This is a genomic window from Pleionea mediterranea, assembly GCF_003148745.1.
GTDB classification, from domain to species: Bacteria; Pseudomonadota; Gammaproteobacteria; order Enterobacterales; family Kangiellaceae; genus Pleionea; species Pleionea mediterranea.
Map to the genome: position 1 here is coordinate 334262 of NZ_QGGU01000002.1, position 25131 is coordinate 359392.

Annotated in this window: 16 protein-coding genes, 1 tRNA gene and 1 riboswitch; of the genes, 7 read left to right on the forward strand and 10 right to left on the reverse strand. The window is 43.7% G+C overall.

All coding sequences use genetic code 11. The annotated features are described in order from the left end of the window. Positions 1 to 3114, reverse strand: a complete 3114-nt coding sequence (locus tag C8D97_RS03550; protein WP_109761998.1) for a ligand-binding sensor domain-containing diguanylate cyclase — start codon at positions 3112 to 3114, stop codon at positions 1 to 3. A 272-nt stretch (positions 3115 to 3386) separates the two neighbouring features. Here C8D97_RS03550 and C8D97_RS03555 point away from each other — a divergent pair, with 272 nt between their 5' ends. Further along, on the forward strand, positions 3387 to 5342 hold the full coding sequence (locus tag C8D97_RS03555) for a TonB-dependent receptor plug domain-containing protein (RefSeq protein ID WP_170115125.1): 1956 nt from the start codon (positions 3387 to 3389) through the stop codon (positions 5340 to 5342). 254 nt (positions 5343 to 5596) lie between these two features. Here the strand turns inward: C8D97_RS03555 and C8D97_RS03560 are convergent, their stop codons facing one another. From C8D97_RS03560 to C8D97_RS03575, 4 genes are all read right to left on the reverse strand, one after another. Further along, positions 5597 to 5791 carry a hypothetical protein gene (locus tag C8D97_RS03560; protein ID WP_109762002.1) on the reverse strand — a complete coding sequence of 65 codons (195 nt, stop codon included), beginning with the start codon at positions 5789 to 5791 and terminating at the stop codon, positions 5597 to 5599. Between the two features lies 1 nt (position 5792). Beyond that, positions 5793 to 6707, reverse strand: a complete 915-nt coding sequence (locus C8D97_RS03565; protein WP_109762004.1) for a nucleotidyl transferase AbiEii/AbiGii toxin family protein — start codon at positions 6705 to 6707, stop codon at positions 5793 to 5795. 15 nt (positions 6708 to 6722) lie between these two features. Further along, complete coding sequence (locus tag C8D97_RS03570; protein WP_210204839.1) at positions 6723 to 7550, reverse strand: type IV toxin-antitoxin system AbiEi family antitoxin; 828 nt, start codon at positions 7548 to 7550, stop codon at positions 6723 to 6725. A 587-nt stretch (positions 7551 to 8137) separates the two neighbouring features. After that, positions 8138 to 8214, reverse strand: a tRNA-Ile gene (locus tag C8D97_RS03575). Between the two features lie 264 nt (positions 8215 to 8478). Between C8D97_RS03575 and C8D97_RS03580 the strand changes: the two genes are divergently transcribed. Together C8D97_RS03580 and C8D97_RS03585 are read left to right on the forward strand one after the other, a co-directional pair. After that, complete coding sequence (locus C8D97_RS03580; RefSeq protein WP_109762008.1) at positions 8479 to 9846, forward strand: efflux RND transporter periplasmic adaptor subunit; 1368 nt, start codon at positions 8479 to 8481, stop codon at positions 9844 to 9846. A 27-nt stretch (positions 9847 to 9873) separates the two neighbouring features. Then, positions 9874 to 13008: an efflux RND transporter permease subunit gene (locus tag C8D97_RS03585; RefSeq protein ID WP_109762010.1), complete on the forward strand. Its 3135-nt coding sequence runs from the start codon at positions 9874 to 9876 to the stop codon at positions 13006 to 13008. 259 nt (positions 13009 to 13267) lie between these two features. Here C8D97_RS03585 and C8D97_RS03590 read toward each other — a convergent pair whose 3' ends face one another. The 5 genes from C8D97_RS03590 to rpsU all read right to left on the reverse strand — a co-directional run bounded on the left by C8D97_RS03590 (position 13268) and on the right by rpsU (position 20549). Then, complete coding sequence (locus C8D97_RS03590; protein WP_109762013.1) at positions 13268 to 15817, reverse strand: EAL domain-containing protein; 2550 nt, start codon at positions 15815 to 15817, stop codon at positions 13268 to 13270. Positions 15818 to 15926: 109 nt separating this feature from the next. Continuing rightward, positions 15927 to 17768 (reverse strand): RNA polymerase sigma factor RpoD, encoded by a 1842-nt coding sequence (gene rpoD, locus C8D97_RS03595; RefSeq protein WP_245411387.1) that lies wholly within the window; start codon positions 17766 to 17768, stop codon positions 15927 to 15929. Between the two features lie 161 nt (positions 17769 to 17929). Then, a complete protein-coding gene (gene dnaG, locus C8D97_RS03600; protein ID WP_109762015.1) occupies positions 17930 to 19693 on the reverse strand; it encodes a DNA primase in 1764 nt (587 codons plus the stop codon). A 148-nt stretch (positions 19694 to 19841) separates the two neighbouring features. Next, complete coding sequence (locus C8D97_RS03605; protein WP_109762017.1) at positions 19842 to 20291, reverse strand: GatB/YqeY domain-containing protein; 450 nt, start codon at positions 20289 to 20291, stop codon at positions 19842 to 19844. Between the two features lie 42 nt (positions 20292 to 20333). Further along, the gene (gene rpsU / locus C8D97_RS03610; RefSeq protein ID WP_109762019.1) at positions 20334 to 20549 is read right to left on the reverse strand and encodes a 30S ribosomal protein S21; all 216 of its coding nucleotides are present in this window, start codon (positions 20547 to 20549) and stop codon (positions 20334 to 20336) included. 350 nt (positions 20550 to 20899) lie between these two features. Next, positions 20900 to 21027, forward strand: a riboswitch (TPP riboswitch). A gap of 62 nt (positions 21028 to 21089) precedes the next feature. On the opposite strand from rpsU, the gene C8D97_RS03615 reads away from it, so the two are divergent. Genes C8D97_RS03615 through C8D97_RS03630 form a run of 4 tightly spaced genes read left to right on the forward strand, consistent with a single transcriptional unit; the run spans position 21090 to position 25103 of the window. Next, positions 21090 to 23279 (forward strand): TonB-dependent receptor, encoded by a 2190-nt coding sequence (locus tag C8D97_RS03615; RefSeq protein ID WP_109762021.1) that lies wholly within the window; start codon positions 21090 to 21092, stop codon positions 23277 to 23279. Between the two features lie 39 nt (positions 23280 to 23318). Continuing rightward, positions 23319 to 23579: a YkoF family thiamine/hydroxymethylpyrimidine-binding protein gene (locus C8D97_RS03620; RefSeq protein ID WP_109762023.1), complete on the forward strand. Its 261-nt coding sequence runs from the start codon at positions 23319 to 23321 to the stop codon at positions 23577 to 23579. Further along, complete coding sequence (gene pnuC, locus C8D97_RS03625) at positions 23576 to 24268, forward strand: nicotinamide riboside transporter PnuC (protein ID WP_109762025.1); 693 nt, start codon at positions 23576 to 23578, stop codon at positions 24266 to 24268. Before C8D97_RS03620 ends, pnuC begins: the two co-directional genes overlap by 4 nt. Beyond that, on the forward strand, positions 24237 to 25103 hold the full coding sequence (locus tag C8D97_RS03630) for a hypothetical protein (RefSeq protein WP_109762027.1): 867 nt from the start codon (positions 24237 to 24239) through the stop codon (positions 25101 to 25103). Before pnuC ends, C8D97_RS03630 begins: the two co-directional genes overlap by 32 nt. Positions 25104 to 25131: the final 28 nt, after the last annotated feature.

Genomic DNA, 25131 nt, shown 5'->3' on the forward strand with positions numbered 1-25131 from the left:
TTATTCTCCGGGCTTTTTAGAATCATCAATTAAAAAGCTGGCATTAAGCTTTAAGCGGCCAGCTTCAAGTTCCGAATCCAAATCATTTTTAATAGTAAACAGTAAATCTTTGCTGATGGGTGTTTTATCCGTAGGATTAAAACAGGCCCAGCCATTTCGACCATTTTCTTTGACGGTGTAAAGCGCATGATCGGCAAGCTCAATGGTATGCTCCCAGCTCAGTCGTTTGATGTCTTGTTTAAAGAAAGGGTACTCGGCAAAACCAATGGAGCAGGTAATGGTTTCGGTTTTATCGTCCGATACTTTAAAGCTGGTTCGTTCTATGGCAAGTCGCAATCGATTAATAATGATTGGCGCCATAGGGCCAGGCATGGGACGGAACACAATAATAAATTCTTCGCCACCCCAACGTACTGCGTAATCCCCTTCACGAATATGATTGCGGATCACTTCTGAAAACTTCTGGATCACATCGTCACCCGCTTTGTGCCCATAAGTGTCGTTAATATTTTTAAAGTGATCAATGTCAACCAGCGCAAAAATCATGGTGTCGCCTTCGTATTGCGCGGTTAACTCTCGTTCAAAATGCGCTAAGTCTGCAGGCAGCTGACTCGCTAAATAACGTCGGTTTTTCAGACCGGTGAGCTGATCGGTTTGACTGGTTTCTTTTAGGGCTTCTACGGCTTCGTGTAACTTTTGGTTCGACACTTCTAGTTGCTGTGTGTGCTGTTTTATTTTATCTTCCAGCTCCTGCTTTTTTGCCTGCAAACTGCGGGTTCTCAGTTTGTGCCAAAAGTTAATTAAAATGGCCGTTGTGATAATGATTAAAATGTAAAACCAGAAGGACTCATAAAAATAAGGCGCAATGGTAAAGTGGAGTTCGGCAGTTTGCTTGCTCCAGAGTCCGGCATTATTAGACGCCTGAACTTGAAAAGAATAATTCCCCGGAGGTAAGTTGGTGTAATTGACTCTGCGCTGCGCTTTAGGATCCAGCATTTGCCAGTCATCCTGATAACCCACCAGACGATATTTAAACAACACACTTTTAGGATCGCGATAACTTAACGCAGTAAAATCAAACTTTACGTCGCGCTGGTTTTGCGCCAGATTAAAACGCTGCGCTTCATAGGTGGAGTGCCAGTTATCATTGTACTGAATGCGCTCTATCACCACATTTGGCAAAATCTGGTTTAAGCGAATATTGGCGGGATCTATATTCACAGCGCCGTCGCGAGTTGGGTACCAAAGCTGGCCATTATGAAGAAAGCCTTTTGCATTACCGGCGCCGTTACAACAAAATCCTTTCTGGCTACCAAGAATGCCGCCACTTTCGCTTAAAATCATATAGGCAAAAATATCATCGCGCTGTTTATCAATGTACTGTTCAATGTGTGATAAAGGCGTCTGGTACAAGCCCTTAAAGCCACTTACCCAGAGATGATCGTTGCCGTCATTGATCACGGTAAAGCTTTCATTAACAGGCATACCATCTTGCTCGGACAATCGATGCCACTGACCGTTGCGTAAAAAATAAAGTCCCTGACTGATGGTGGATATTACCATTTGAGGTTGTCCCGAAACTGAATTCGGCAACTCTTCAATATCGGAGACATCCAGTTTTAAATTAAGGCCTTTATCTAACCCTACGGGTACCAATTGCCCATCAATCAATTGATGCAGGCCTTTTTGGCTGCCCACCATTAAGCGACCATCGCTCAGTTCTGTTATTGGCCGTATAAAAATAAATTCACCGCTTTTGGTGGTGTAGGGGATTAACCGCTGTTCGGTGTACTGGAAAAGGCCATTTGAGGTTCCCAGCCATAATCGCTGTTGACTGTCTCTGAAAATACTGTTGATTTGCAGAGTGGATAGTTGTTCTTTGTGTGCCGTGAGTTGTGCCTTGCCATCTGAATAAGTGGCCAGTCCTTTGCGGGTTCCAATCCAAAGCTTGTCCGGTTCTTGTAAAAGGGTGTAAACGGTAGGGTGTGGTAAATCTTCAGGTTTTATTAATTGCTCAAACGTACCGTCTTTCAACAGCGATAAGCCAAGGTTGGTACCTGTCCATATGCCTTTGTCATCCAGTGTGGGTAAAACGCTCCATACCAAAGGTTCATTTAATCCGCTGCTCACACTGTAGCGACGAGTGCGGCCATTCCATAACCGGGCAATTCCGTCACGATAGCTGCCAAACCATAAGTTTTGCTCATGATCTTCGTATATGGTTAAAACTTGCTGAAAGTTATGCGGGTTATCATTGGGTACATGCTCGACAACCTGGCTCGATCGAATGCGGTACAGGCCATTGATGGTGCCAATCCATAAATTGTTGTCAGAATCGGTTCCCAGAGCATCAACCGGGTATTGGTAAAGTGCTGTCGATGTTTGAAACTCATTTATCTGGCCACTTTCGGGCGAGTAGATAAGAAGCCCATTGTTGGTGCCAAGCCACAAAGTGCTATTGTGCCAAATCATCTGGCTGATGGTTGAATCCTGATACTCCACTGGAAGCGAGATCTGCTGAAATTGATCACCGTTCATTCGCCATAGGTTGCCAACACCGCCAACAAAAAGAGCATTATTAGCAGTGTAAACACTGGAAACCGTTTGCGGAATTTTTGTGTAACGCACCAGCTTATCTTGCTCAACGCAATAGAGTCCTTCTACGGTGGATAACCAGATTCGACCATGAGGATCTTCATCAACTTTAAGTACATTGAGTTGTAATGGCTGGTTATCCGTATCTCTATTGATATGAGTAAAAGAGCCTTTCTCGTATCGAGTTAGTCCTTTATAGGTGGCAATCCAAACCCGTCCTTTTGAGTCGGTCAGCAAATCCTGAATAAAATTGCCCGGTAATTCTGGCGTATTGTCGGAACTGTAAGTGGTAAAGCTGACGCCATCAAAACGCGCAACACCCGCCTGAGTGCCAATCCACATATAACCCTGATCATCCTGAGTCAGGCTATGCACGGTGATTTGAGGTAATCCCTGCTCTATAGACCAGGCATCCAGTACATATTGACTGAAGGGTTTATCAGGATCGAGCGCCTGTAATGACGGACTATTAAAGGCAAAACCACAAACAATTATTAGAGTTAAAGCAATAGATTTCATATTTTTCTTTTTTGGTATGAGGAAAAAGAATGTTCTGTTAAGTGTAGATATAAATGGACAAATCAACAATGTAACTGTTGCGGTATTATGCACTAATTCGCATAGAAAACAGATGTTTACAGAGTATTAGCGCCTTTCGGTAGTGGCAAATTGGTTTTAACTGGACTAATCTAAAAAGAGTTAAACCAATACTGGCGGGTTGTATGGCTTTCTGCATAAGCAGGGCTACGCGAGACTTGTGCCACAAAAATGACAAATTAAAGAACATTGAATTGAAATCGACGGCACTGATATTTACGAAATCATTATTTATCGGGGGACTTTCTGCATCGGTTGCGGCAGGCGATACCGATCTATTTTCAATGAGTCTGGAAGACTTGTTAAACATACAGGTGGTCACCACACCAAGTATGTACGAACAGTCCATTCAATCGACACCCGTTTCTACAACTATCATCACCGCTCAACAAATTAATGAGCAAGGGTATCGTACCCTGTCTGATTTGTTGGCTGCCCAGCGAAGCTTTTATGTGGCTTATGATCGAAACTACAGCTACGTTGGTGTACGAGGCTATGCCCGGCCGGGAGATTTTAACAGCCGTGTGCTGATTATGATCAATGGCCAAAGGATCAACGATAATTATTATGATTCGGGCTTTATTGGCAGAGAGTTTCCGTTATCAATGCAAGCCATTGAGCGTGTCGAAATAGTACGCGGTCCAAATTCATCTGTTTATGGATCCAATGCACTTCTGGCGGTTGTTAATGTTGTCACTCGAAACAATGACAATACTAAAGAAGTTAGGTTAACCGCTGGTCGTTTTAATACTTATTCAACAGAGGCATTTATTTCCAAAGCACTGGATAGTGAACAGCAGCTGACGGTATCACTATCAACCTATCATTCAGATGGTGATGATTTTGTGTATTATCCGGAGTTTGACTCACCGTCAACCAACAATGGTGTTTATCAAAATAATGATGGTGATTTTGCCAATAAACTGTTTTTAAAATACACACAAAGGGCATTCAGCTTTTCGGCGTTTTACTCCAAACGAATTAAAGACATTCCAACCGCATCCTATGGCACTTTATTTAATGCTCAGGGCACCGAAGTTAAAGACATTAAAATACATTGGGATGCAACCTTGCTGCATGATTTTAATAATGATATTGCCATGACCTGGACGTTTTATGGTGACCGCTACGATTACAGTGGCGATTACGTTTATGATTATCCGCCGGTCACCATTAATCGAGAAAATACAAGGGTGGATACCCTGGGTGCAAAAGGTGTGATCAGTCATCAAATTAACAGCCATCATTTAATGTATGGTGTTGAACATCGACGTGATCATTCATTTCAATACGAAAACTTTGATGTTGAGCCTTATTTTTTGTACGAACAGAATAGAGGTAGCCAGCATTTTTCAGCGTTATTTTTTCAGGATGAGTTCGCCAGTGGTAATCATTGGTTATGGACTCTGGGGGCTCGACTCGATAAATATTCGAATTTTGATACCAGTTTTAATCCTAGACTTAGTGTTCAGTATAATACCACTGATGATTCGAGCTGGAAGTTGCTGGCTACTCGAGCATTCCGTATACCCAGTCTTTCGGACCGCTCGGTAACCGGTGATCTGAATGCTGAAACAGTAAAGAGTGTGGAGTTAGTCTATGAGAAATTACTGACAAAAAATTCTAACTTAATGACCACTGTTTTTTATAATCAAATTGATAATCTGATCTCGTTTCGTTTTGATGAAGATTTAGGTGAAACGACAGCGTTTAATAGCAAATCCAATGTTAATTCAAGAGGGTTTGAGTTGGAGTATCGTTATCAGATGAAGAATCAATTAATTTTATCGGCCAGTTATGGCTACATCAGTGCACAAAGTAATAATGAACTAGTGACGGCTAATTCGCCGCAACATTTATTGAAAAGTAATGTTTTAATGCCTGTGTTTGATGGCTTTTGGAATATTGGTTTGAATGCTCAATATTTAAGTGAACGAAAAACGGTATTTGGCGATTGGGCAAAAGCCTACTTTTTAACAAATATGACCATTAGCTCAACCGATGACTTTTCAGAAAAATGGCAGTTAAGCGCCAGCCTCTATAATATTTTCGATAAGCAATACGCTGATCCGGCGTCTATTAATCACACCCAAACCACCATTCCTCAAGATGGACGCAGTCTTTATCTGCAAGCCAACTATCGGTTGTAATTTCTTAAGCGCCAGTCGTCTAGAGTTCTAACGGTTTAACTTATTTCGTTGGATTAATATTCTATTTTATGGCATTTGGTTGGGGAATTTTTGAGAGCGAGTTGGATGCTTTTTCTTGTGCTTATGTGATCAAAGTGTGGGTGCAGGTTAATGCCAAAGCTTGGTCGGCAGTTGGGCTCCTTAACCATTTGAAAGGCAGGGAGTAATAGCTAAATAATGGATGGATTTCTATTTTTGCGGGCCACTTTCTACAGCTAACTTTGAAAATAGGAAATAAATAGATCAACTTTGGCTTCTGGTGTAGCAAGTTGATTAAAGTGCTTTGCTAATTCGATCTCTTGCCGTGCCATAATTTCATTACGTTCAGTAACTAACAGACGTTTTTCTTCATCCAGTTTTTGAAGTCGGTTGTCTATTTGCGACAGCCTTTCGCTAAAAGAATCTGACACATTAATTTCCTAGCACTTCCGCAAGCTTTTGATAAGCGGCAGTGTGTTTTTTATCTGGCATATTGGCCAAGTTAGTTTGCTTCCACTTAATAGCCGGAAGCTCACTCACGCTATTTAATCCTAATAAGTTCCAATTGGGTTGTTTGTTCTTAAATGACAACAGAAAAGTTTTTTCATCGGTAGTCAAATCTTCGTGGAGCAATTTAATTAACTTAGTTCGTACATTCAAAAGTTCTTCAAGTGGAATGTCCTTTTCGGCCATGTTGGCAAACTCTCCTTCATAAATCGCTGAAATATCTTTGAGTTTCGGCTGTAGTAATTCAGCCATTGGCCTGTTATGACTGGCTATATAGACCAGTAGAGCTTTTCTAATATCATCGGTCAATCCTTCGTTTTCCAACAGCCACTTTACATCAAACAGATCACGGGGGTGTTGTCTGTCTAAGGCTGCGCAGATTTTTCCTGCATAGAGATCCGGCAAAGTTACCACAGCAACTTCTGCAAAACCAAATTCGTCCTCCACAGCTTCGCAAACAGTCATTACTTTTGGTTTAAATACTGTTCCGCGCAAGACAGGTGATAACTCAATTTTTATTTGTACACCTTTGCGGGCTATAACCAGCCTCAATGCATCCTCTTTTTGTTTGTACGATTTTGATACTTCTGTTTCGGCTAGATTAGATATTAAAGTGTCACTTATCTTATCTAGTGCTGTACGTATATCAACTAATGCTTCTGTACGAGATTTCATTGGTAGGTAAACCAAATCAATATCTATTGATAGTCTGGGCAAATCCCGTACGAATAGATTAATAGCCGTTCCGCCTTTTAATGCAAAGCACTCATGCTGAGACACGAAAGGTAAAACTTGCATGAGCAGCTGAACCTGCTTGTAATAATTACTTGAACGATCCATTAGATCCTATCCTTGTTATAACTCATTTATGTCAGCCATATGGCGCGGCACTGTTATTAAGTAATCTTTATCAAGTATCCCTCCTTTTACAATGACTCGTTTACCAGAACCAAGATCATATTTATCTGATTTCAGCTTCTTAAACCACGAATAATTTTGCCGCTTAGCTAACCAAAAGAACAGGCGCTTCACTTTGATATTGCAACAAGCATCAAGTAGTGCATCTAACTTACGCGGTGATAAGTTCACTAACCCTTGCATTAGTTCATTTGCATGCTCGATGGTGACGGTGCCCGGTGTGGATGCCAACACTTCCAATATCGCTTTTTCTGGGCATGAGTAATAAATGGGTGGTAAGCCAGATTCCCACTCATATGCTTTTATAAACTTTTCGCTTTTCATAACGCTTTCAGACCAAAGCGCTTTAACGCTATGACTTTCATATATTGTGGATAACGATAGACGCGCCAGCCAGGACGGTAATTTGTTCTGCGAATATAAATGCACAACTTGTTTGCCCATAGACAAGTATTGTGATAAGCCCGATAGGTACAACGCCGTTAAACCGCCCACATGTACTGATGGTACTGGACTATCGTCCATCCGCTGAAGTGAAGCCACAATGCCTTCCCAACGAAGATTCCTCGTGTACTGGCTATAAACCCCAGATGCCAACAACAACAATGTCTCTGTTTTAACCGCATTATCTAAAGCGTGAGTGCTAAAGCCTTGCATGGTTAACCACTTCTTGGTGGCCAGCATTCCATAGGGCAATAACTCCCTAAGTGGCTCTTTATAGCCAGCTTTCTTCACAGAGTTTTTCAATGCCTTATTTTTTCTCAAGATAATCCAACTTTTCTAATAAAAGTTTAATACATTTCGAATATACGGCGTAAATCGCCGCGAAATAGTTGTTAGATAAACTAGCATGAATGAGGTTGGTTTACAATTTGTATGTAATACGGCGATGATCGCCGTGAATGAAGGGTGGGGTAAACTAATGATGTGCCATTAAGTGGAGGTGAGACATTCTATGATCTTTCAATTGGTTACTTGTAATAAAATTGTGGTCGTCAGTCGATACGATAATATGGTCGACAGATATATTTTCTTAAATTTGAAAATACGTCTGTTCAAAAGAAGCTGTAAAATCCTCTCCCACCATGATTCCAACCCACTTGGTTTCAAATTCTAAAGATGCCTCTACTCATTCTCGATGGAAGTTGAAGAAAAGTTGTTGGATTACACATATTGAAACCTTGATACGAGTAAAGCTTGTCTAAGTGGTTGAGAATAAGGATGAAGTTTGTAGTCCTCACAGACTTGAACGGTGGACTTGGGTCGGGTTGTAGAGAGCGAGTCGGGTGCTGAAACAGTAGCGAGTTCCGAGTCTCGGGTTTCGAGTATTAAATATTAAGGAAGTGCAAAAATGGTGGGCCCTCACAGACTTGAACTGTGGACCTACCGATTATGAGTCGGGTGCTCTAACCAGCTGAGCTAAGGGCCCATTTTTGCATCATATAGATGGATTTTTACTCGCATTACCTGAGTGGGTAGTTACCAAGCTAAAAATCAGGGGGTTACGCTCTGCCCAGCAATAGCTGACGTACTATTATCTGTGCAAGCGAGGAGCGAAGTTTACGGTAAATCCCTGAGCGATTCAATGCCGTTTTTATAACAAGATAGAACTTTGTAATGAATTGTAAATCTGACTGATCCTTGCCCGCAAATCCAGTATTCTAGCCAGCTCAGGCAATTTGAGATAGAAACCATGACGCATCCTTCCGAAACCGATAATCAAACTGAGCAACTACTAAGCAAAAGTGCCCCTACCTGGGTGGTCCATTTTTTTGTGACCCTCGCTATTTTAATCATTGCCATTATGGTGATTGGTGCCATGTTTGCCAGTAAGCCAGAGGCGCGTAAATTTGGCAGTCGCCCAACCCCTTCTGTTGCGGTTGAAACCTCACAATTGCAGGCAACGCAATACGATGTGTGGATAGACTCTTACGGCACGGCAAAAGCCTTAACGCAAACACAATTGGTGTCGGATGTGAGTGGCCGGGTTGTGTCGGTATCGCCAAGTATCCGCGCTGGTTCTAGTTTTAAACAGGGCGAAGTCTTGCTGCAACTGGATGATCGGGATTACCGCATCGAAGTGGATGTGGCAAAGGCGAGTGTCGCCGATGCCGAGGTAAAGTATATGCAGGAGCTTGCTCAGGCAGATATCGCCGGGCGAGACTGGAACGTTCGCCCCGGAAATGCAAAGGGCAAAGCCTTAGCGCTGAGAAAGCCTCAGGTTGCCGCTGCAAAAGCCTCTCTGGATGCTGCTAAAGCAAGACTCGCCAAAGCCCAGCTCAATTTGGAACGTACTCAGATTAGAGCCCCGTTTGATGGTCGTGTGATGCGACAAACGGTCGATTTAGGTCAGGTGGTTAATCCATCGCAAACCATAGCTGAAATTTATTCAACCGAAGCGGTTGAAGTCCGTTTGCCAATTAAAATGAGTGATTTATCCCATTTGTCGTTACCGGAAGATGATCGATACCAAGGGGAAAACCCAAGGGTTGTTTTTGAGGGCGAAGTGGGTAGCAAAACCTATCAGTGGCAAGGTGAACTGGTGCGCAGCGAAGGCGCATTTGATACCGCAACCCGAATGCTCTATGTGGTCGCAACCATTGATAATCCTTTTCAAAATACGGCGCAGCGACCTGCCATTCGAGTTGGGCAGTTTTTACGAGCCAAGGTGCAAGGACAGCGTTTGACCAATGTGTTTGTTATTCCTCGTCGCGCCGTGTCACAGGATTATTTTGTCAGTATCGCTCAAGAAGGCGTTCTGAAAAAACGCAAAGTCGAGCCTTTGTGGACCGATGCAGAGTCGGTAGTTGTTCCCGCTTCATTCAATCTCGATAATATTGCATCGACTCCGTCTAAGCCTGCCCTTGAACCATCGGATCGTCTTATTTTGACACCAACGGCAAACCTGCCCGATGGCACTCGTGTGAAATTTATTGGTGATGTGTCGGAGACTCAACAAGCCGCAAATTCGAATGGCCAAGATGAAAAAGCCCGATCGGCCAAAGGTTCTGCTAACAAAACCAAAGACAGCCCTGCCAATCGCACTAATGCTTCGAATTAATGCTTCGAATTTAATGAGGGATAAATCATGATTGCCTGGTTTACGAAAAACGATGTCGCGGCCAATATTTTATTGGTCGTGATCATGATTGCCGGTTTGTTTGTTTTAAAAACTCAAATTCCGGTCGATTTATTTCCCGAGTTTGAACAACGCTCTGTTCAGGTATCCATGTCGTTACCCGGTGCTTCACCACAAGAAGTCGAAGAAGGTATTACGATTAAAGTGGAAGAAGCCGTTCAGGACATTGAAGGCATTCGACAGATCACTTCTCGCAGCAGCGAAGGTGGCGCTTCTGTCACTATCGAAGTGGAAGAAGGCTACGACGTTCGTGAAATGTTGGACGAAGTGAAAATTAAAGTTGATGCGATCAATAATTTTCCAATTGAAGCTGAAAATATTCTTGTGCAAGTTCCTCAATGGCGTCGTGATGCAATAGGCGTTGTTTTATACGGTGACTACGATGCAATGACGTTGCGTCGTCAGGCTGAAGATATTCGAGATGAAATCGCCAATTTAAAAGATGTCTCACAGGCCGAAGTGGACAATACCTTACGATTTGAAATTTCCATCGAAATACCGGAGTGGGCACTAAGAAAATACGATTTAACTCTGGAGCAAGTGGCCAATGTTTTACGACAGAACTCGCGCGATGTTTCTGCTGGAAACTTAAAAACCGAAGGTGGTGAAATATTTATTCGCAGTCGTGGGCAAGCTTATCGAGCCGCAGAGTTTGCTGATATTCCCATCATCACCACCCAAGACGGAACCATGATCAAGTTGGGTGATCTTGCGACCCTCAAAGACGATTTTGAAGAGACACCATTGAGAACCCGGTTTAACGGTGTGCCAGCCGTTGAAGTTGAAATTTTCCGTACTGGCGACGAAAGCATTATTGAGGTTACGCAGGCGGTTAAAGATTATATTGCGCAAAAGAAGTCACAAATTCCAGAAGGATTAAATCTGGATTACTGGCGAGACAGAAGTGAGCCCATTAAAGCGCGATTAAAAACCTTAACCACCAGTGCCTGGCAAGGGGCTTTATTGGTGATTGCCTTGTTGGCGTTATTTTTAAGACCCGCTGTGGCATTTTGGGTTTGCCTTGGCATCCCCATGAGTTTTATGGGCGCATTTTTATTTATGCCCGTGTTTGATGTGACATTAAATTTAATGAGTTTATTCGCCTTTATACTGGTGCTGGGGATTGTCGTTGATGATGCCATAGTCACTGGCGAAAATGTTTATGCGCATTTGCAGCGCGGGGCAGATCCGTTAGATGCAGCCATTAAAGGCACACAAGAAGTGGCGGTTCCAGTAACCTTTGGCATACTGACAACGGTTGCTGCATTTTTGCCCTTGGCGTTTCAAACAGGACGCGGCAGTTGGTATTCGGCAATTCCGTATGTGATTGTTCCGGTGTTACTGTTTTCCCTTATCGAATCGAAATTAGTTTTACCGGCTCACTTAAAACATGTAAAGCGTCGAGTCAATCATCGCTCTCGATTAACTCAAATTCAGCAAAGTATTTCTCGTTCATTAGAAATATTTATTGAAAAGTATTACCAACCTGTATTGGCCCTGGCCATGCGTTGGCGCTATGCCACCTGGATGTTAATGTTTGCCAGTTTGCTGATGATTATCAGCTCTATCATAAGCGGGCAGACAAAGTTTGTCTTTTTCCCTCGTGTTCAAAGTGAAGTGGCTACCGCAACATTGGTTATGCCTGCTGGTACGGCGTTTGAAAGTACCGATCGAATCGTGTCATTTATGACCGATGAAGCGCAAAAGTTACGAGACAAATATACCGATCCGGAAACCGGCGAGTCGGTCATTCGTAATATTTATTCAATCAGCGGTGGACGCAATGCAACCACAGGCCGAGTGCGAGTCGATACGGTTCCACCAGAAAAACGCACCATTGATGTTAGTACACGCGAAATTGTTAACGAGTGGCGCAAAGGCGTTGGCCAGGTGGCGGGCGCTGAGCAATTAAACTATCGGGCTGAAATTGGTGGTTGGGGCGGCGCACCGATTAATATTGAATTAAAAGGACGCGATACCGACTCATTGATCGAGCTGGGTGAAAAATTAAAAGCCAAGTTGGCCTCCTATGCTGCCGCTTCAGATATTGAAGACTCATTGTCTGATGGTAAAGAAGAATTACAACTCGAATTAAAGCCGGAAGCTCGTTTGCTTGGACTGAGTTTGAATACTGTTGCCAGTCAGGTGCGTCAGGCGGTGTTTGGGTTTGAAGTGCAGCGCGTACAACGGGGCCGCGAAGAAGTTCGAGTGATGGTTCGCTATCCACTGGAAGCGCGGCGATCAATTGAAACCTTAGAGCAAATGATGATACGGGTAGGGCCGAATCAGGAAGTTCCCTTATGGCAGGTGGCCGATGTTTATCCGGGATTAAGCCCGAATAGTATTCTGCGCATTGATCGCCAGCGAACTTTATCGGTTACGGCAGATTTCGATAAACAGGCGGGTAACTTAACCGTTGTGCAAAATGAGCTGCGAGACTTTTTACAAAATCAAATATTCAGCTACCCTGGTACCAGTTACGAGCTTGCCGGTGAAGCCCGTGATCAGGAAGAGTCGTCACAAGGCTTGATTACAGGTGGATTGGGTCTGGCTATTTTGATTTATATTTTGCTGGCGATCCCTTTTAAATCTTATTTTCAGCCGTTAATTGTTATGTCGGTGATACCGTTTGGACTGGTGGGTGCAGTCATTGGCCATTGGATAATGGGAATGGATCTGACACTGCTTAGCTTTATGGGGATGTTGGCATTATCCGGTGTTGTGGTGAACGACTCACTGGTCTTAGTCGATTACATCAATAACAAACGGCGTGAAGGGATCAAGGTCGCGACGGCTGTTTTTCAGGCTGGAGGAAGACGTTTTCGACCCGTATTATTAACGTCACTAACAACCTTTGCTGGCCTTATGCCGCTATTATTTGAAAAGTCCACTCAGGCGCAATTTCTAATCCCTATGGCCGTGAGTTTAGGGTTTGGGATTTTATTTGCAACGTTAATTACTTTGTTTATTGTGCCGATTAATTATCTGATTCTTGAAGATGCTGGTCGCTATTTCAAAAGATATGGTAAAGATATAAAAGGTCTGATTAAAGTTGGCACTAACAAGATTAAACAGAACAGCTAAAAGCCATTTCAAAAATAGCGACCGAAGGTGAGGCTAGGAAAGCTTTGATAAATAAACGTCGTTTACGCGCAGTCAATGAGCATGTTGAGTCGAGATTTAATGCTGCATCATCGGTGCAGCATTTTTGAGATAGCTTCTAATGATTTATCGAGCACAGAGTAGCGGTTAATAACAAACAACCGTTTGCTCTATTGCTGTTATGTGATCCGCACTGTGACTTTCTTTGTTGTGCCATAAAACTCATGGTCATTTAATGACATCAGATTAACGATGTGTCTTGGTGTTCGTTCGTTGTATGACGTTCTTTGTTAATGTTTGAGAAATACCGTTCGGAAAATTTATCGGTCGACAAGGGCTTGCTCCAAAACTCACCTTGGCCATACTGACAGTTTAATTGTTTAATCGCCATCAGTTCATCGGCGGACTCTATCCCTTCAGCAATGGTCTCTGCATTAATGGCCTGAGCCAGACGAATAATGGTTTGTGTGATTGCTTTATTGGTTTTACTGATATGAATATTGCGAATAAAGGTGAGATCAATTTTAACTTTATCGGCCTGAATTTTTTGTAAGTAAGCAAGCGAAGAGTAACCGGTGCCAAAATCATCAATGGCAATATGAAATCCCATCGACTGTAATTTTGAAATGGTATTCAATGATTGAATAGCATTTTTCATGACCGTTGATTCGGTAATTTCAAAGCAGATATTTTCTGGCGCGACCTGATAAGCTGCTAGCTGCTCGTTAATAAATTCGATAAAGTCCACATCATAGAGATCTTGTGTTGATAGATTTATCGAAACAATAAACTTTGGTGGAATGTTTGATTGAACGCTTAGCCAGTGAAATGTCTGGTCAATAACCTGTTGCGTAATTTGCGAAATAATGCCCATCTGCTCGGCGACTTCAATAAAGGATGACGGACTCATTATGCCTTCTTGCTCATGTTTCCAGCGAATTAACACTTCACAGCCAATGGCTTGTTGCGTGTAGAGATCGAACTGAGGTTGCAGTCGAATATCAAAGTCGCGATCAGCAATAGCCTGTTTAATATTGTATAAAAGATGGGTTTGTTTTTTCAGTTGCTTATCCGCTTCTGGCGAATAAATATTCCAGCTGTTTTTATTGTCTGGTTTATTTAGCAGTGCAATTTGTACTTTTCTGTAATTATCCAGTGGCGATACCTGTTCTGCCGTCACAATACTTGCGCCAATATTAATATCCAGTGAGACTTCAAAGTCTTTAACGGTGACGGGTTCGGAACAGACTTGTAACAATGTCTCCAGTTTGGTTGATAAATTTTCACCGGGCTTAATTAAAAACAGCAACTGATCGCCGGGTAAGGTGATAAAGAACTCATCTTTGCCAGAGGGGTGTTTGAATTTTACCGACCAATGTTTGCTTTGCAGTAGTTTTTTAAGACGCTTGATGTGTTCACGATAAATAGGTTCCAGTAAATTAGGCCCCAGTAAACCAACCAGCTTTTGATAATTTAAGGTATCAACAATAACCATAGCCAGAGACTTTTCATTTTCTAATAATGGATTTATTTGTGACGAGAATTCATTAATAAAAAAGGAGTAGTTTGGTAGTTTGCGTTGAGGATCGATATAGGCTTTGGTAATGGCTTTTTTTTCCGCGTACCTGAGTCGATCGGCCAGTGCAACGGATAACAGTAGTAATTCGGCAACCGAACCAATAAAGAAAGCGTGCAGTCCAAAAGTTGTTAAAGGGATTAAGTGAACAAATGTTGCAATGCCAATTGCAGCGCCTATCAGTACCATCATCCATGAAAGAATAAAGTAACGGGCGGGTCGAAAGCCGTTATTCCAGGCAGAAAAAGCCATGCTCATTAAAAAGATCGAAGCCGCTGTTTGGTAAATTGTAAAGGGTGGAATGGTTAAGTACTCGGGTAGAATTATCGTGAGTATTAATGCAATAGGCGTGATGACATGAAACCACTTTAAGTAACGATAAAACGAAGGTGTATGAACTTTAGCGTTTAAAAAAGTTTGAGCAAACTGTGCGGCAACCCAAATCAAGATAACATTCATTGGCATAATATTTTGCGCAATAAACAATTGAAATGAATGTGGCCATATTAGAAAGCCAAAGCCGTGTAAGCCGGAAAAATAGACAAAGGTGATGCTGTGGAAAACTAAATACCAAAAATAGGTTTTTCCGGGATTTAACGCATACACAAAAGTGTTGTAGAGCGCGAGTACTACAAGCAGAGCAATCGCTATACCCCAGTAAAAGAAAGTAAAGTTAGTATGCTCTGTGAAAGATGGTTCATCATAAATGGTAAAAGGCGCAAGCAAAGGACCTTCATTTTGTTTGCGAATTAACAAGGTTAGCTCATCACCGGCTTTAATATTAAAGCTGAATACAGGACCTTGATAAGGTTTTCGGCTATGACTGTTGTTGATTAAGCCAAGACCGCTGGATTTGATGAGTTGATTGTTTTCAAACAGGTAAACCGAAAGGTGGCGAAGGTTATGCGTTTCAAACACCAGATGAAATGGTTTTGGCTGTTGATCCTTAAAGCTTCCACGTAGCGTTAGTTTATGCCAGTAGGCATGGCGTCCCGGCTTGGTTGATTCTGCAAAGTTATCGCTATTATAACGGATGGAATTTAACAGTTTTTCCGGGTTTTGATCGTGTGTTTCTTTAAGGGTTAATAGTTTTTCTCTGACAGGATAAACGCTTGTCGATTCAGACAATGTAATGGCCGAGTCTTCTGCCATGACTGATGTAGGGTTAAGCAGTAATATTAGGGTGCTGACAAAAGCACAGAGTATGGCTTTCATGCAAACTACTCGATGTCCTTTATTATTGTGATATCCATTCGGTTGTATTCGTTATGTATTTTTATCCATTACATAACAAAAACTCCGCCTTGGCGGAGTTTTAATTTAATTACTGCTCATCAAGAAAACTGCGAAGCTTCTCTGAGCGAGAAGGGTGCCGAAGCTTTCTAAGTGCCTTGGCTTCAATCTGTCGAATCCGCTCTCGGGTTACATCAAACTGTTTGCCGACTTCTTCAAGCGTGTGATCGGTATTCATATCAATACCAAATCGCATCCGCAGTACTTTTGCTTCGCGAGCGGTCAGTCCTGCAAGCACATCTTTGGTGGCTTCACCGAGGCTGGTTGCCGTCGCTGAGTCAACCGGAGACTCTTGCGCACCGTCTTCAATAAAATCGCCCAGATGCGAATCTTCATCGTCCCCGATAGGGGTTTCCATTGAGATCGGCTCTTTGGCAATTTTAAGAACTTTGCGAATTTTATCTTCTGGCATTTCCATACGAACCGCCAGTTCTTCTGGTTGCGGCTCGCGTCCCATTTCCTGAAGCATTTGACGAGAAATTCGGTTCAACTTATTAATCGTTTCGATCATATGAACCGGAATACGGATGGTTCGTGCCTGATCGGCAATGGAACGGGTAATGGCCTGACGGATCCACCAGGTTGCATAGGTTGAGAATTTATATCCGCGACGGTATTCAAATTTATCAACCGCTTTCATCAAGCCTATGTTGCCTTCCTGAATTAAATCGAGGAATTGCAGTCCGCGGTTGGTGTATTTTTTCGCAATGGAAATAACCAGACGCAAGTTGGCTTCAACCATTTCCTTTTTCGCACGACGGGCTTTTGCTTCACCAATGCTCATTCGGCGATTGGTTTCTTTAAACTCGGAGATGGAAAGGTTGGTTTCTTCTTCAATATTTAATAATTTGTTCTGACAACGAATCACATCTTCTGCGATCATTTCCAGCTCATCGTGGTAAGCAACATCTTTAGAAAGATGCGAGTTTAACCATTTGGTATTGGTTTCGTTGCCCGGAAATTCGGAGATAAACGTTTTGCGAGGCATGGTGCCTTTGTCGACCACCAGCTTCATGATCAAGCGCTCTTGTGTTCGTAATGCGTCCATTTTGCGACGCATTTTAGAGCTTAATCGGTCAAATTCTTTTGGCAGTAATTTAAACTGCATAAATTGATCTTGCAGTTCAGAGACCTGTTTTTGTGCCGACTTGTGGGCACGGCCGTATTTTTTAATCGCATTAACGGTTTTTTCATGCTGCTTACGCAATACGGCAAATTTTTCAGCGGCTTCTTCAGGATCCGGCCCTAAATCGACTTCTTCGTCGTCTTCATCATCTTCGTCGTCATCTTTGGCGTCTTCTGGAACTTCCGAACCAACGTTTGAGCCGGCGACAATAATGTCATCGTCTTCAGTGCCATCACTAAAGCCGGTGATGATGTCGGATAATTTTATTTCGCCAGCAAGAAAGCGGTCGTAATCATCAAGCAAGGTTTCAACGGTTGCCGGATATTCAGCAATAGCAACAGCTACTTCACGAATGCCTTCTTCAATTCGTTTGGCGATGTCAATTTCGCCTTCACGGGTCAGCAGTTCAACAGTACCCATCTCACGCATGTACATACGCACAGGGTCGGTGGTGCGACCAAAGTCGGAGTCTACATTTGCCAACGCAGCAGCGGCTTCTTCAGCGGCTTCGTCGTCAGCAACGGCATCTGCCATTAATAAGGCATCTGCGTCGGGCGCTGTTTCAACCACCTGAATGCCCATGTCATTAATCATTCGAATAATGTCTTCTACCTGATCCGGATCAACAATATCGGGCGGAAGGTGATCGTTCACTTCAGCATAGGTCAGGTAACCCTGTTCCTTACCGCGAGCAATCAAGAGTTTTAATTGTGACTTTTGTGACTGGCTGGTCATCTCGTTCGACATTCAGTTACGACCTTATATACAAAGTTAATATAGAATTCATCGGTGTTGACGGTAAAACTGACAGACAATAGAAAACCGCCGTGCTGCACACGAAACACGCAATTATACACAGTGTAGCTGGTAACGGGCAAATTTGCCGTGGTAAATAGCGCTTTTTGCGGCTATTTCGACTCAATTAATAGCGTTTGATACTCACGCTTTTCATCGGGGGACAGAGGACCTCGTTGAACTTTTTGTTGAAGCTCGTCAAATCGTTGTTCTTTAAAGGATTTTTCAAGTCTAGTAAAAATATCAATGATTTCCTGCTGCGCACCCGCTAATGGGAGCATTAAGTCTTCGTTGGCCAGCTTTAACAGGTGAGGCTGCACATTGGTGCCTCGCCAGTGTTCAATTAACGCGCCGACGCTTATGTTGGGGTTGGATCGCAATATTTCAATCATTGTTTTCAGAATTTCGTTGCCGGGCTGATTTAACTGACTCAACCATGGGCACTCGGGGATCTGGTTGACCAGCTCGCCATAGTGCAGCAACAGGGCAATGGCGCGGCGGATTGGGGTTAACTGACTGGTTTGAGTCAGCGGTATTCCACCGGATTGCTGTTTTGGACTGTCGCCAGACTGCTGTTTCGGTGGATCAAGTAACAGCGCATTGAGTTTTTGTTCGCTTAAACCCACCTGAAGCGATAGCTGCTGAATAAATCGTTCACGATGGATGGCATCGGTCATCAAATCGATAAAGGGTTTGGCAAGGTTGGCCAGTTTTCCGGGCCCCTCGAAGCTGTCCATATCCACCTGTGACTTTAAATGCTCCATTAAAAAGTCAAACAGGGAGGGAGCATTTTGCGCTTCTTCACAAAAGACTTCGGCGCCTACCTGACGAACCTGGGTGTCGGGATCTTCACCGTCCGGTAAAAACATAAAACGGATTTCCCGGTTGTCTTTAATTTGAGGGATGCTGTGGGACAGTGCTCTAAGTGCGGCGTCGCGACCGGCTCGATCACCGTCGAAGCAAAACACAATTTTTGAACAGACGCGGAACAGTTGTTGAATGTGGGTGCTGCTGGTGGCGGTGCCAAGGGTTGCTACCGCGTTGCGAACGCCAAACTGCGCCAGAGAGACAACGTCCATATAGCCCTCGACCACCACGGCCCAGTCAACTTTACGATTAAATTGACGCATTTCGTAGAGGCCATAGAGCTCGCGGCTTTTGTGGAATATATCGGTTTCGGGTGAGTTCAGATATTTCGGCTCGCCCTTATCGATAACCCGGCCACCAAAGGCAATGACCCGGCCGCGACGATCACGAATCGGAAACATCACCCGATCACGGAAACGATCGTAGCGGTTGCTGTCTTTTTCAATCAACATGCCGCAGTTGACCAGAGCCTTATTGATGCTCTGATCATGACCAAACAGGGCCTGTAACGAGTGCCACTCGTCTGGCGCAAAGCCCAAACCAAAGTCTCGAGCGATCTCGCCGCTTAATCCACGGTCTTTAAGGTATGTAATGACTCGCTCACCTTGTTTGCCAGCTTTTAGTTGTTGCTGGTAATAACGGGCGACTTTTTCCATCAGCTGGTAATAGTCGTGCTCCCATTGCCGTTCCGGCTTATTGGCAGAGCTGGCCTCTCGGGGCACTTCAAGGCCCTGAGCATGAGCTATATCCTCTATGGCATCGACGAACTCAAGACCATCGTATTCCATAATAAAGCTGATGGCATTACCGTTAGCGCCACAGCCGAAACAGTAGTAAAACTGCTTATCGGGGCTGACCGAAAATGACGGGGTTTTTTCATTATGAAACGGGCAGCAGGCCTGATAGTTTTTGCCTGCTTTTTTAAGCGTAATGCGCCGTTCGATCACCTCAACAATGTCGGTTTGCGACATAAGATCATCGATAAAAGATTTGGGTATGCGTCCGGCCATTCGATCCAAAGTAGTGGGGGTTGATTAAAGTGGGCTTATTATGCAGAGAGTACCCGGGAATGAAAAGGGAAAATCCGGTGCAATAAAAAAGCGCACTGGCAAACGCACAGTACGCTTTTTTGAAATAGCTGGTTTGGTGTAACCGGGATCAGCTCAGTCGAGCTTTAATTTTACCGCTTACCGCACCCATATCAGCACGACCTTGTAATTTGGGCTTTAAAATACCCATTACTTTGCCCATGTCGCGCATGCTTTCTGCGCCAGTGGCAGCAACAGCTTCGTCAATCAGTGCGGCAATTTCGTCGTCGTTTAATTGCTGAGGTAAAAAGTCCGATAATACTTCAATTTCCGCCTGTTCCACGGCTACCAGTTCATCACGACCGGCTTCTGTGTAGGCTTTTATGGATTCTCGGCGTTGCTTTACCATTTTATCCAAAATGGCAAGAATGGTGGCATCATCGACATCGTCTACACGATTATCGACTTTGTATTGTTTAACAGCAGCGGTGAGTAGACGAATGGTGCCAAGGCGATCTTTTGCCTTGGCACGCATCGCATCTTTCATCGCATTGTTGATTTGATCAAGTAATGCGGCCATATGCTAAAGGTCCTAATTCAATCTTAAGTGAATAAAACTGGATTAGTACATACGTCTGCGACGTATGCTTTCACGAGACACTTTTTTCGCGTGACGTTTTACTGCAGCTGCTTTTTTACGCTTGCGAACTGAAGTTGGTTTTTCGTAATGTTCACGACGACGAACTTCGGCCAGAACCCCGGCTTTTTCACAAGAGCGCTTGAAGCGACGCAGTGCTACGTCAAACGGCTCGTTTTCCTTTACCTTTACGCTTGGCATGAAAAATCACCACCTTAATAGTTGTATTGTTAACAATAAATACTCCGGATCCCGTGTGAAACCCAAAGCCCGCCAATTAGCGGGGCGCCGATCTTAATGGGTTTTACAGGTGAATGCAAAAATTTTGAACAAAATCTGTGCATTGGCCCGTAATGGGGGAGATAAAAAATGTCTGGGAGATTGTGTGTTGTATTATAGAAATCATAAATGTAAGTACTAACTTTCATAACTATAGGCGGAAATTGGGTGCTTTAGCAGCCTAACCGCGGGCGATTTGTCTCTGATTTTGCGTTATACTATGGCCGCTTTTACCACAGTTGCATTACTTTCTATAATTTTGCAGCAATTAAAGCGATACCAAGGGGTGCTCATTTGGTCTTTCTAAAGCCATGCTTTTGAAATGATCTTATTGAGCTGAGATACACCCTGTGAACCTGATCCGGTTAGTACCGGCGTAGGAATGGTCGGCGATAGTGTTTGTTCGCGTTGTTGGATCGTTACGCTTGGTTAACCGGTTGATTAACCGATTTGAGAGCGTTAATGAAATTTATACCCAGTTTTCTTCCTGTGGCGTTAAGCCTTTCTTTATTGTCTCTGTTGGCATCCGAAGCTGTTTTTGCTGACACTTCCGTTGTAAATAATGTTGACCCTTCTATCGTAAATAGCGCCAAAAACACTACTGAGCGCGCGTCTGAGGCTAGCCTTGATAGCAGCGAGAGTAGCAGCGAGCAGATTAATCAGCAAGTTGATGAGCATAAGATTGTGGTGCGTTCGCAATGGCGCAGCCGGGATTTGCAAAATTTGCCAACCAGCATTGCCGTGTTGTTCAGTGACTCTTTGGAGAACCGCAGCGCACAGCATCTCGACGATGTGCTGCGCAGTGTGGCCAATGTTAACTTTAATAGCGGTGCCAGCCGCGGGCGATTTGTGCAAATCAGGGGCATTGGTGAGCGCAGTCAGTTTGAGGATCCTATAAACCCCAGTGTTGGCTTTTATATCGATGGTGTGGATTTTTCCGGTGTGTTTGGTGCTGGCACTTTATTTGATGTGGCGCAGGTTGAAATTTTGCGTGGGCCACAGGGTGCGCGTTTTGGTTCCAGCTCACTGGCGGGCGCCATTTATATTGAAACCGAAGCGGCCGATTCGGAAACCGATTATATTGATTTAACACTGGCAGAAGAAGGCACTTTTGGTGCCGGTGTTGCCACTGGTACGAATCTCGATGAGCAGTGGTCAGTGCGTTTTGCGGCAGAGCAGTTTTTAAGTGATGGCTTTATCTATAATCAGTTTTTAAATCGTGACGATACCAATAATTTTGATGAGCAGACCGCGCGTTTAAAAGCCAAATGGCAGGCAGCGGATGATCTGGAACTTAATTTTGCCTGGCACCATCTGGATATTGATAATGGTTACGATGCTTTTTCGCTGGATAATGATCGCCAGACCCGCTCCGATGAGCCAGGGTTTGATCGCCAGATGACCGATGCTCTGAGTGTTCAGGGAACATTGCTGGGAGCATCGGTTAATACCGAATTCAGTTTGGCCGTTAGCGATACCGAGCTTGATTACGGATACGATGAAGACTGGACCTATGATGGTTTTCATCCAATTGGCTATTCATCGTTTGATCGTTACCTGCGTGACTGGCAAAACATTAATGGCGACCTGCGCTGGTTATCGAATCAGTCCATTGATATGTTGGGCGGTAAAACAGACTGGGTCATGGGCGTATATTTCCGTGAAGAAGAGGAAGATTTAACCCGGCAATACACCTATTTGGCGAACGACTTTGAATACGACTACCAAACCAGTACGGTTTCTTTGTACGGTGAGTTACAAACCGCTTACAGCGCCCGTTGGAGCAGTGTGATTGGGCTGCGATTTGAACAACGCGATACCGACTATCAGGATAACGATGGTATTAACCGGACAACATCCGACAATATGATAGGCGGTAATGTGGCTATAAACTATCGTTGGTCGGCGTCCGAAACCGTATATGGATTATTATCCCGCGGTTTTAAAGCCGGAGGCATCAACCCTCAAACGGAGCTGGATTTGCCATTACGCCAATTTGATGTGGAAAAAACCCACAATGCCGAGTTGGGGTATAAACGCCGGTTAACCAATGGCCGCTTACAGGTGTCGGCGTTTTATATGGAACGAGATGATCAGCAAGTCAGCCAATACACAACGTTTGTTCGTCCCGATAATACCACCGAGTTTATTCAATACATTGGTAACGCGAATAACGGTCGAAATAAGGGGCTTGAAATGGAGTGGTTATGGTACCCGAACGATACGATAGCGTTTGATGCGTCACTGGGGTATCTGGATACTGAAGTGGATACCATTTTTCTCGCCGATGGCAGCCAGATAAAAGATCCCGACGCGGCACAAGCGCCAGGTTACACTTATCATTTGGGGCTTACTTATACGCCGGATCAACACTGGAGTGCCAATGTTTCTTTTGAAGGCGCCGATGATTACTTTTTCTCTGACAGTCATCAGGAGCGATCGCTGCCTGTTAATCTGGTTCACGGTCGACTCAGTTATCAACAACCACAATGGAAACTGTCACTGTGGGTGCGCAACTTAACCAATGAAACCTATTACACTCGCGGTTTTGGTGGTTTTGGTAATGATCCAAGAGACAGTTACGCAACCAAACCCTATTACCAATTGGCGGCACCTCAACAAATTGGTATCGACTTTCGTTATCTGTTTTAAACCGATAAGCTTAATAGTCGACAAAAACAGGAGAGCATTATGATACTCAGCGCCGAAATCAGTTTGTACCCGTTAAAAGACGGTTATATACCCGATATTAAGGCTTTTATCGACAAACTGAATTGCTATGATGAACTAACCGTGCAAACCAATGGTATGAGTACGCAAATTTGTGGCGATTACGATTTGGTGATGAAGGTGTTGCAAACAGAAATGAAAGCCACATATCAGCAAGCCTATAAAGCCATTTTTGTCTGCAAGTTTTTAAACTCGGACATTCGTGAGTTTTCGGCCGAATGAGTGTGCTGGATACCTTTGCTCAGCAATGGCAGGCACAAAATGGTTGGGAGATTGTGGCGGTGCTGTTGTCCATCGTCTACATTATTTTTGCCGCAAGGGCGAACAGTTTATGTTGGTTGTGTGCCTTTTTTTCTACCGCCATTTTTAGTGTTATTTTTTTTGATGCCAATCTACTGCAGGAATCCGCGTTAAATATTTACTATTTGATCATTGCGGTTTACGGCTGGTATTCATGGCGCTTTGGTCACGATAACAATCGTCAGAAAACGGATGAGCAAAAGCAGCCTGAAGAACTCTCGTCTCATCAAAGTCAGGACCGCGAACGAATGATTACGCGGTGGCCATTAACACGGCACTTATTCTGGATTGTGATTATGGCCATGATCGCATTACTTTCTGGCGTGATCTCCGATAAATGGTTGCAGGCCGATATGCCCTATTTAAATGGTTTTACCGTATGGTTTGCCGTTTACACAACCTTTTTGGTGGCGCGTAAAGTTCTGGAAAACTGGTATTACTGGATGGTGTTAAATCCGGTGTCTTTTTATATTTTTTATCAGCAAGAACTTTATGTCACTTGTGCATTAATGATCGTGTATTTCATTATGTCGATATACGGATTACTGGAATGGAAAAAACAATGGCGGCAACAAAACTATGAAGCAAGCTCAGCTACAGCCGCTGGTTGAACAGGGTAAGTTAAGTCAGCAGGCTTATGTGGTTAAGCCGCTGCAAAGTGATACCAATTTCTGCTGGTTAATTGCTGACCCTGCGTCGCCATTAGTTACGCAAACGGATCAACAAAATAATCCACATGCTGGTTCAGACAAAAATCACGACCAACAAGAAACTCTCTGGGTTTTAAAACATTTACGGCACGATGAACTGTCAGTGAGTTGGGATGAGTTTATTCAAAATACATTACAGGCGGAGTCGCAACAGTTAACGCCGCATCTGGAGTACGCTAATCCAGAAACCGGTTGCTTGTTGTACCGGTACAGTGATGCGGATGATTTGGTGACGGTCGACTGGCCAATGGCACAAAAGATAGAATGTCTGGCAGAAGCTCTGGTAAAAATCCATAAAAGTAATATGACTTTTGCGCCAATGGATCTGTATCAGGAAGTGAATAAATATCTGTATATGATCGACGATATTAATCATCAGTCAAAATTTTTGGCCGAAATGGCTAAACTACCGGCACTACCCGACGCCAACTATTTTATTAACGATGATGTATTGCGCCCGGCCCATATGGATTTATCCTTTGCCAACGTCTTAAGTAATGGTGAAATACTCGATTGGGAATACGCTAGACAAACGTTACCACTGGTTGATCTGGCGGCCTCGGCAACCATCAATCAATTAAACGATTATGAGCGGCAACAGTTGTTCACCGCCTACTGTCAGTTGAGTCAGCAGCAAGAGCCTCTTGAAACCTTTGAAATATACTGTGTCTGGTGTGATTTGCTGAATCGTATCTGGTATCAGGTTGCCGCTCAGCATTCAGCATCTGAAAGTTAAGCTTGAAAACAACTGTCCGGTTTTATTT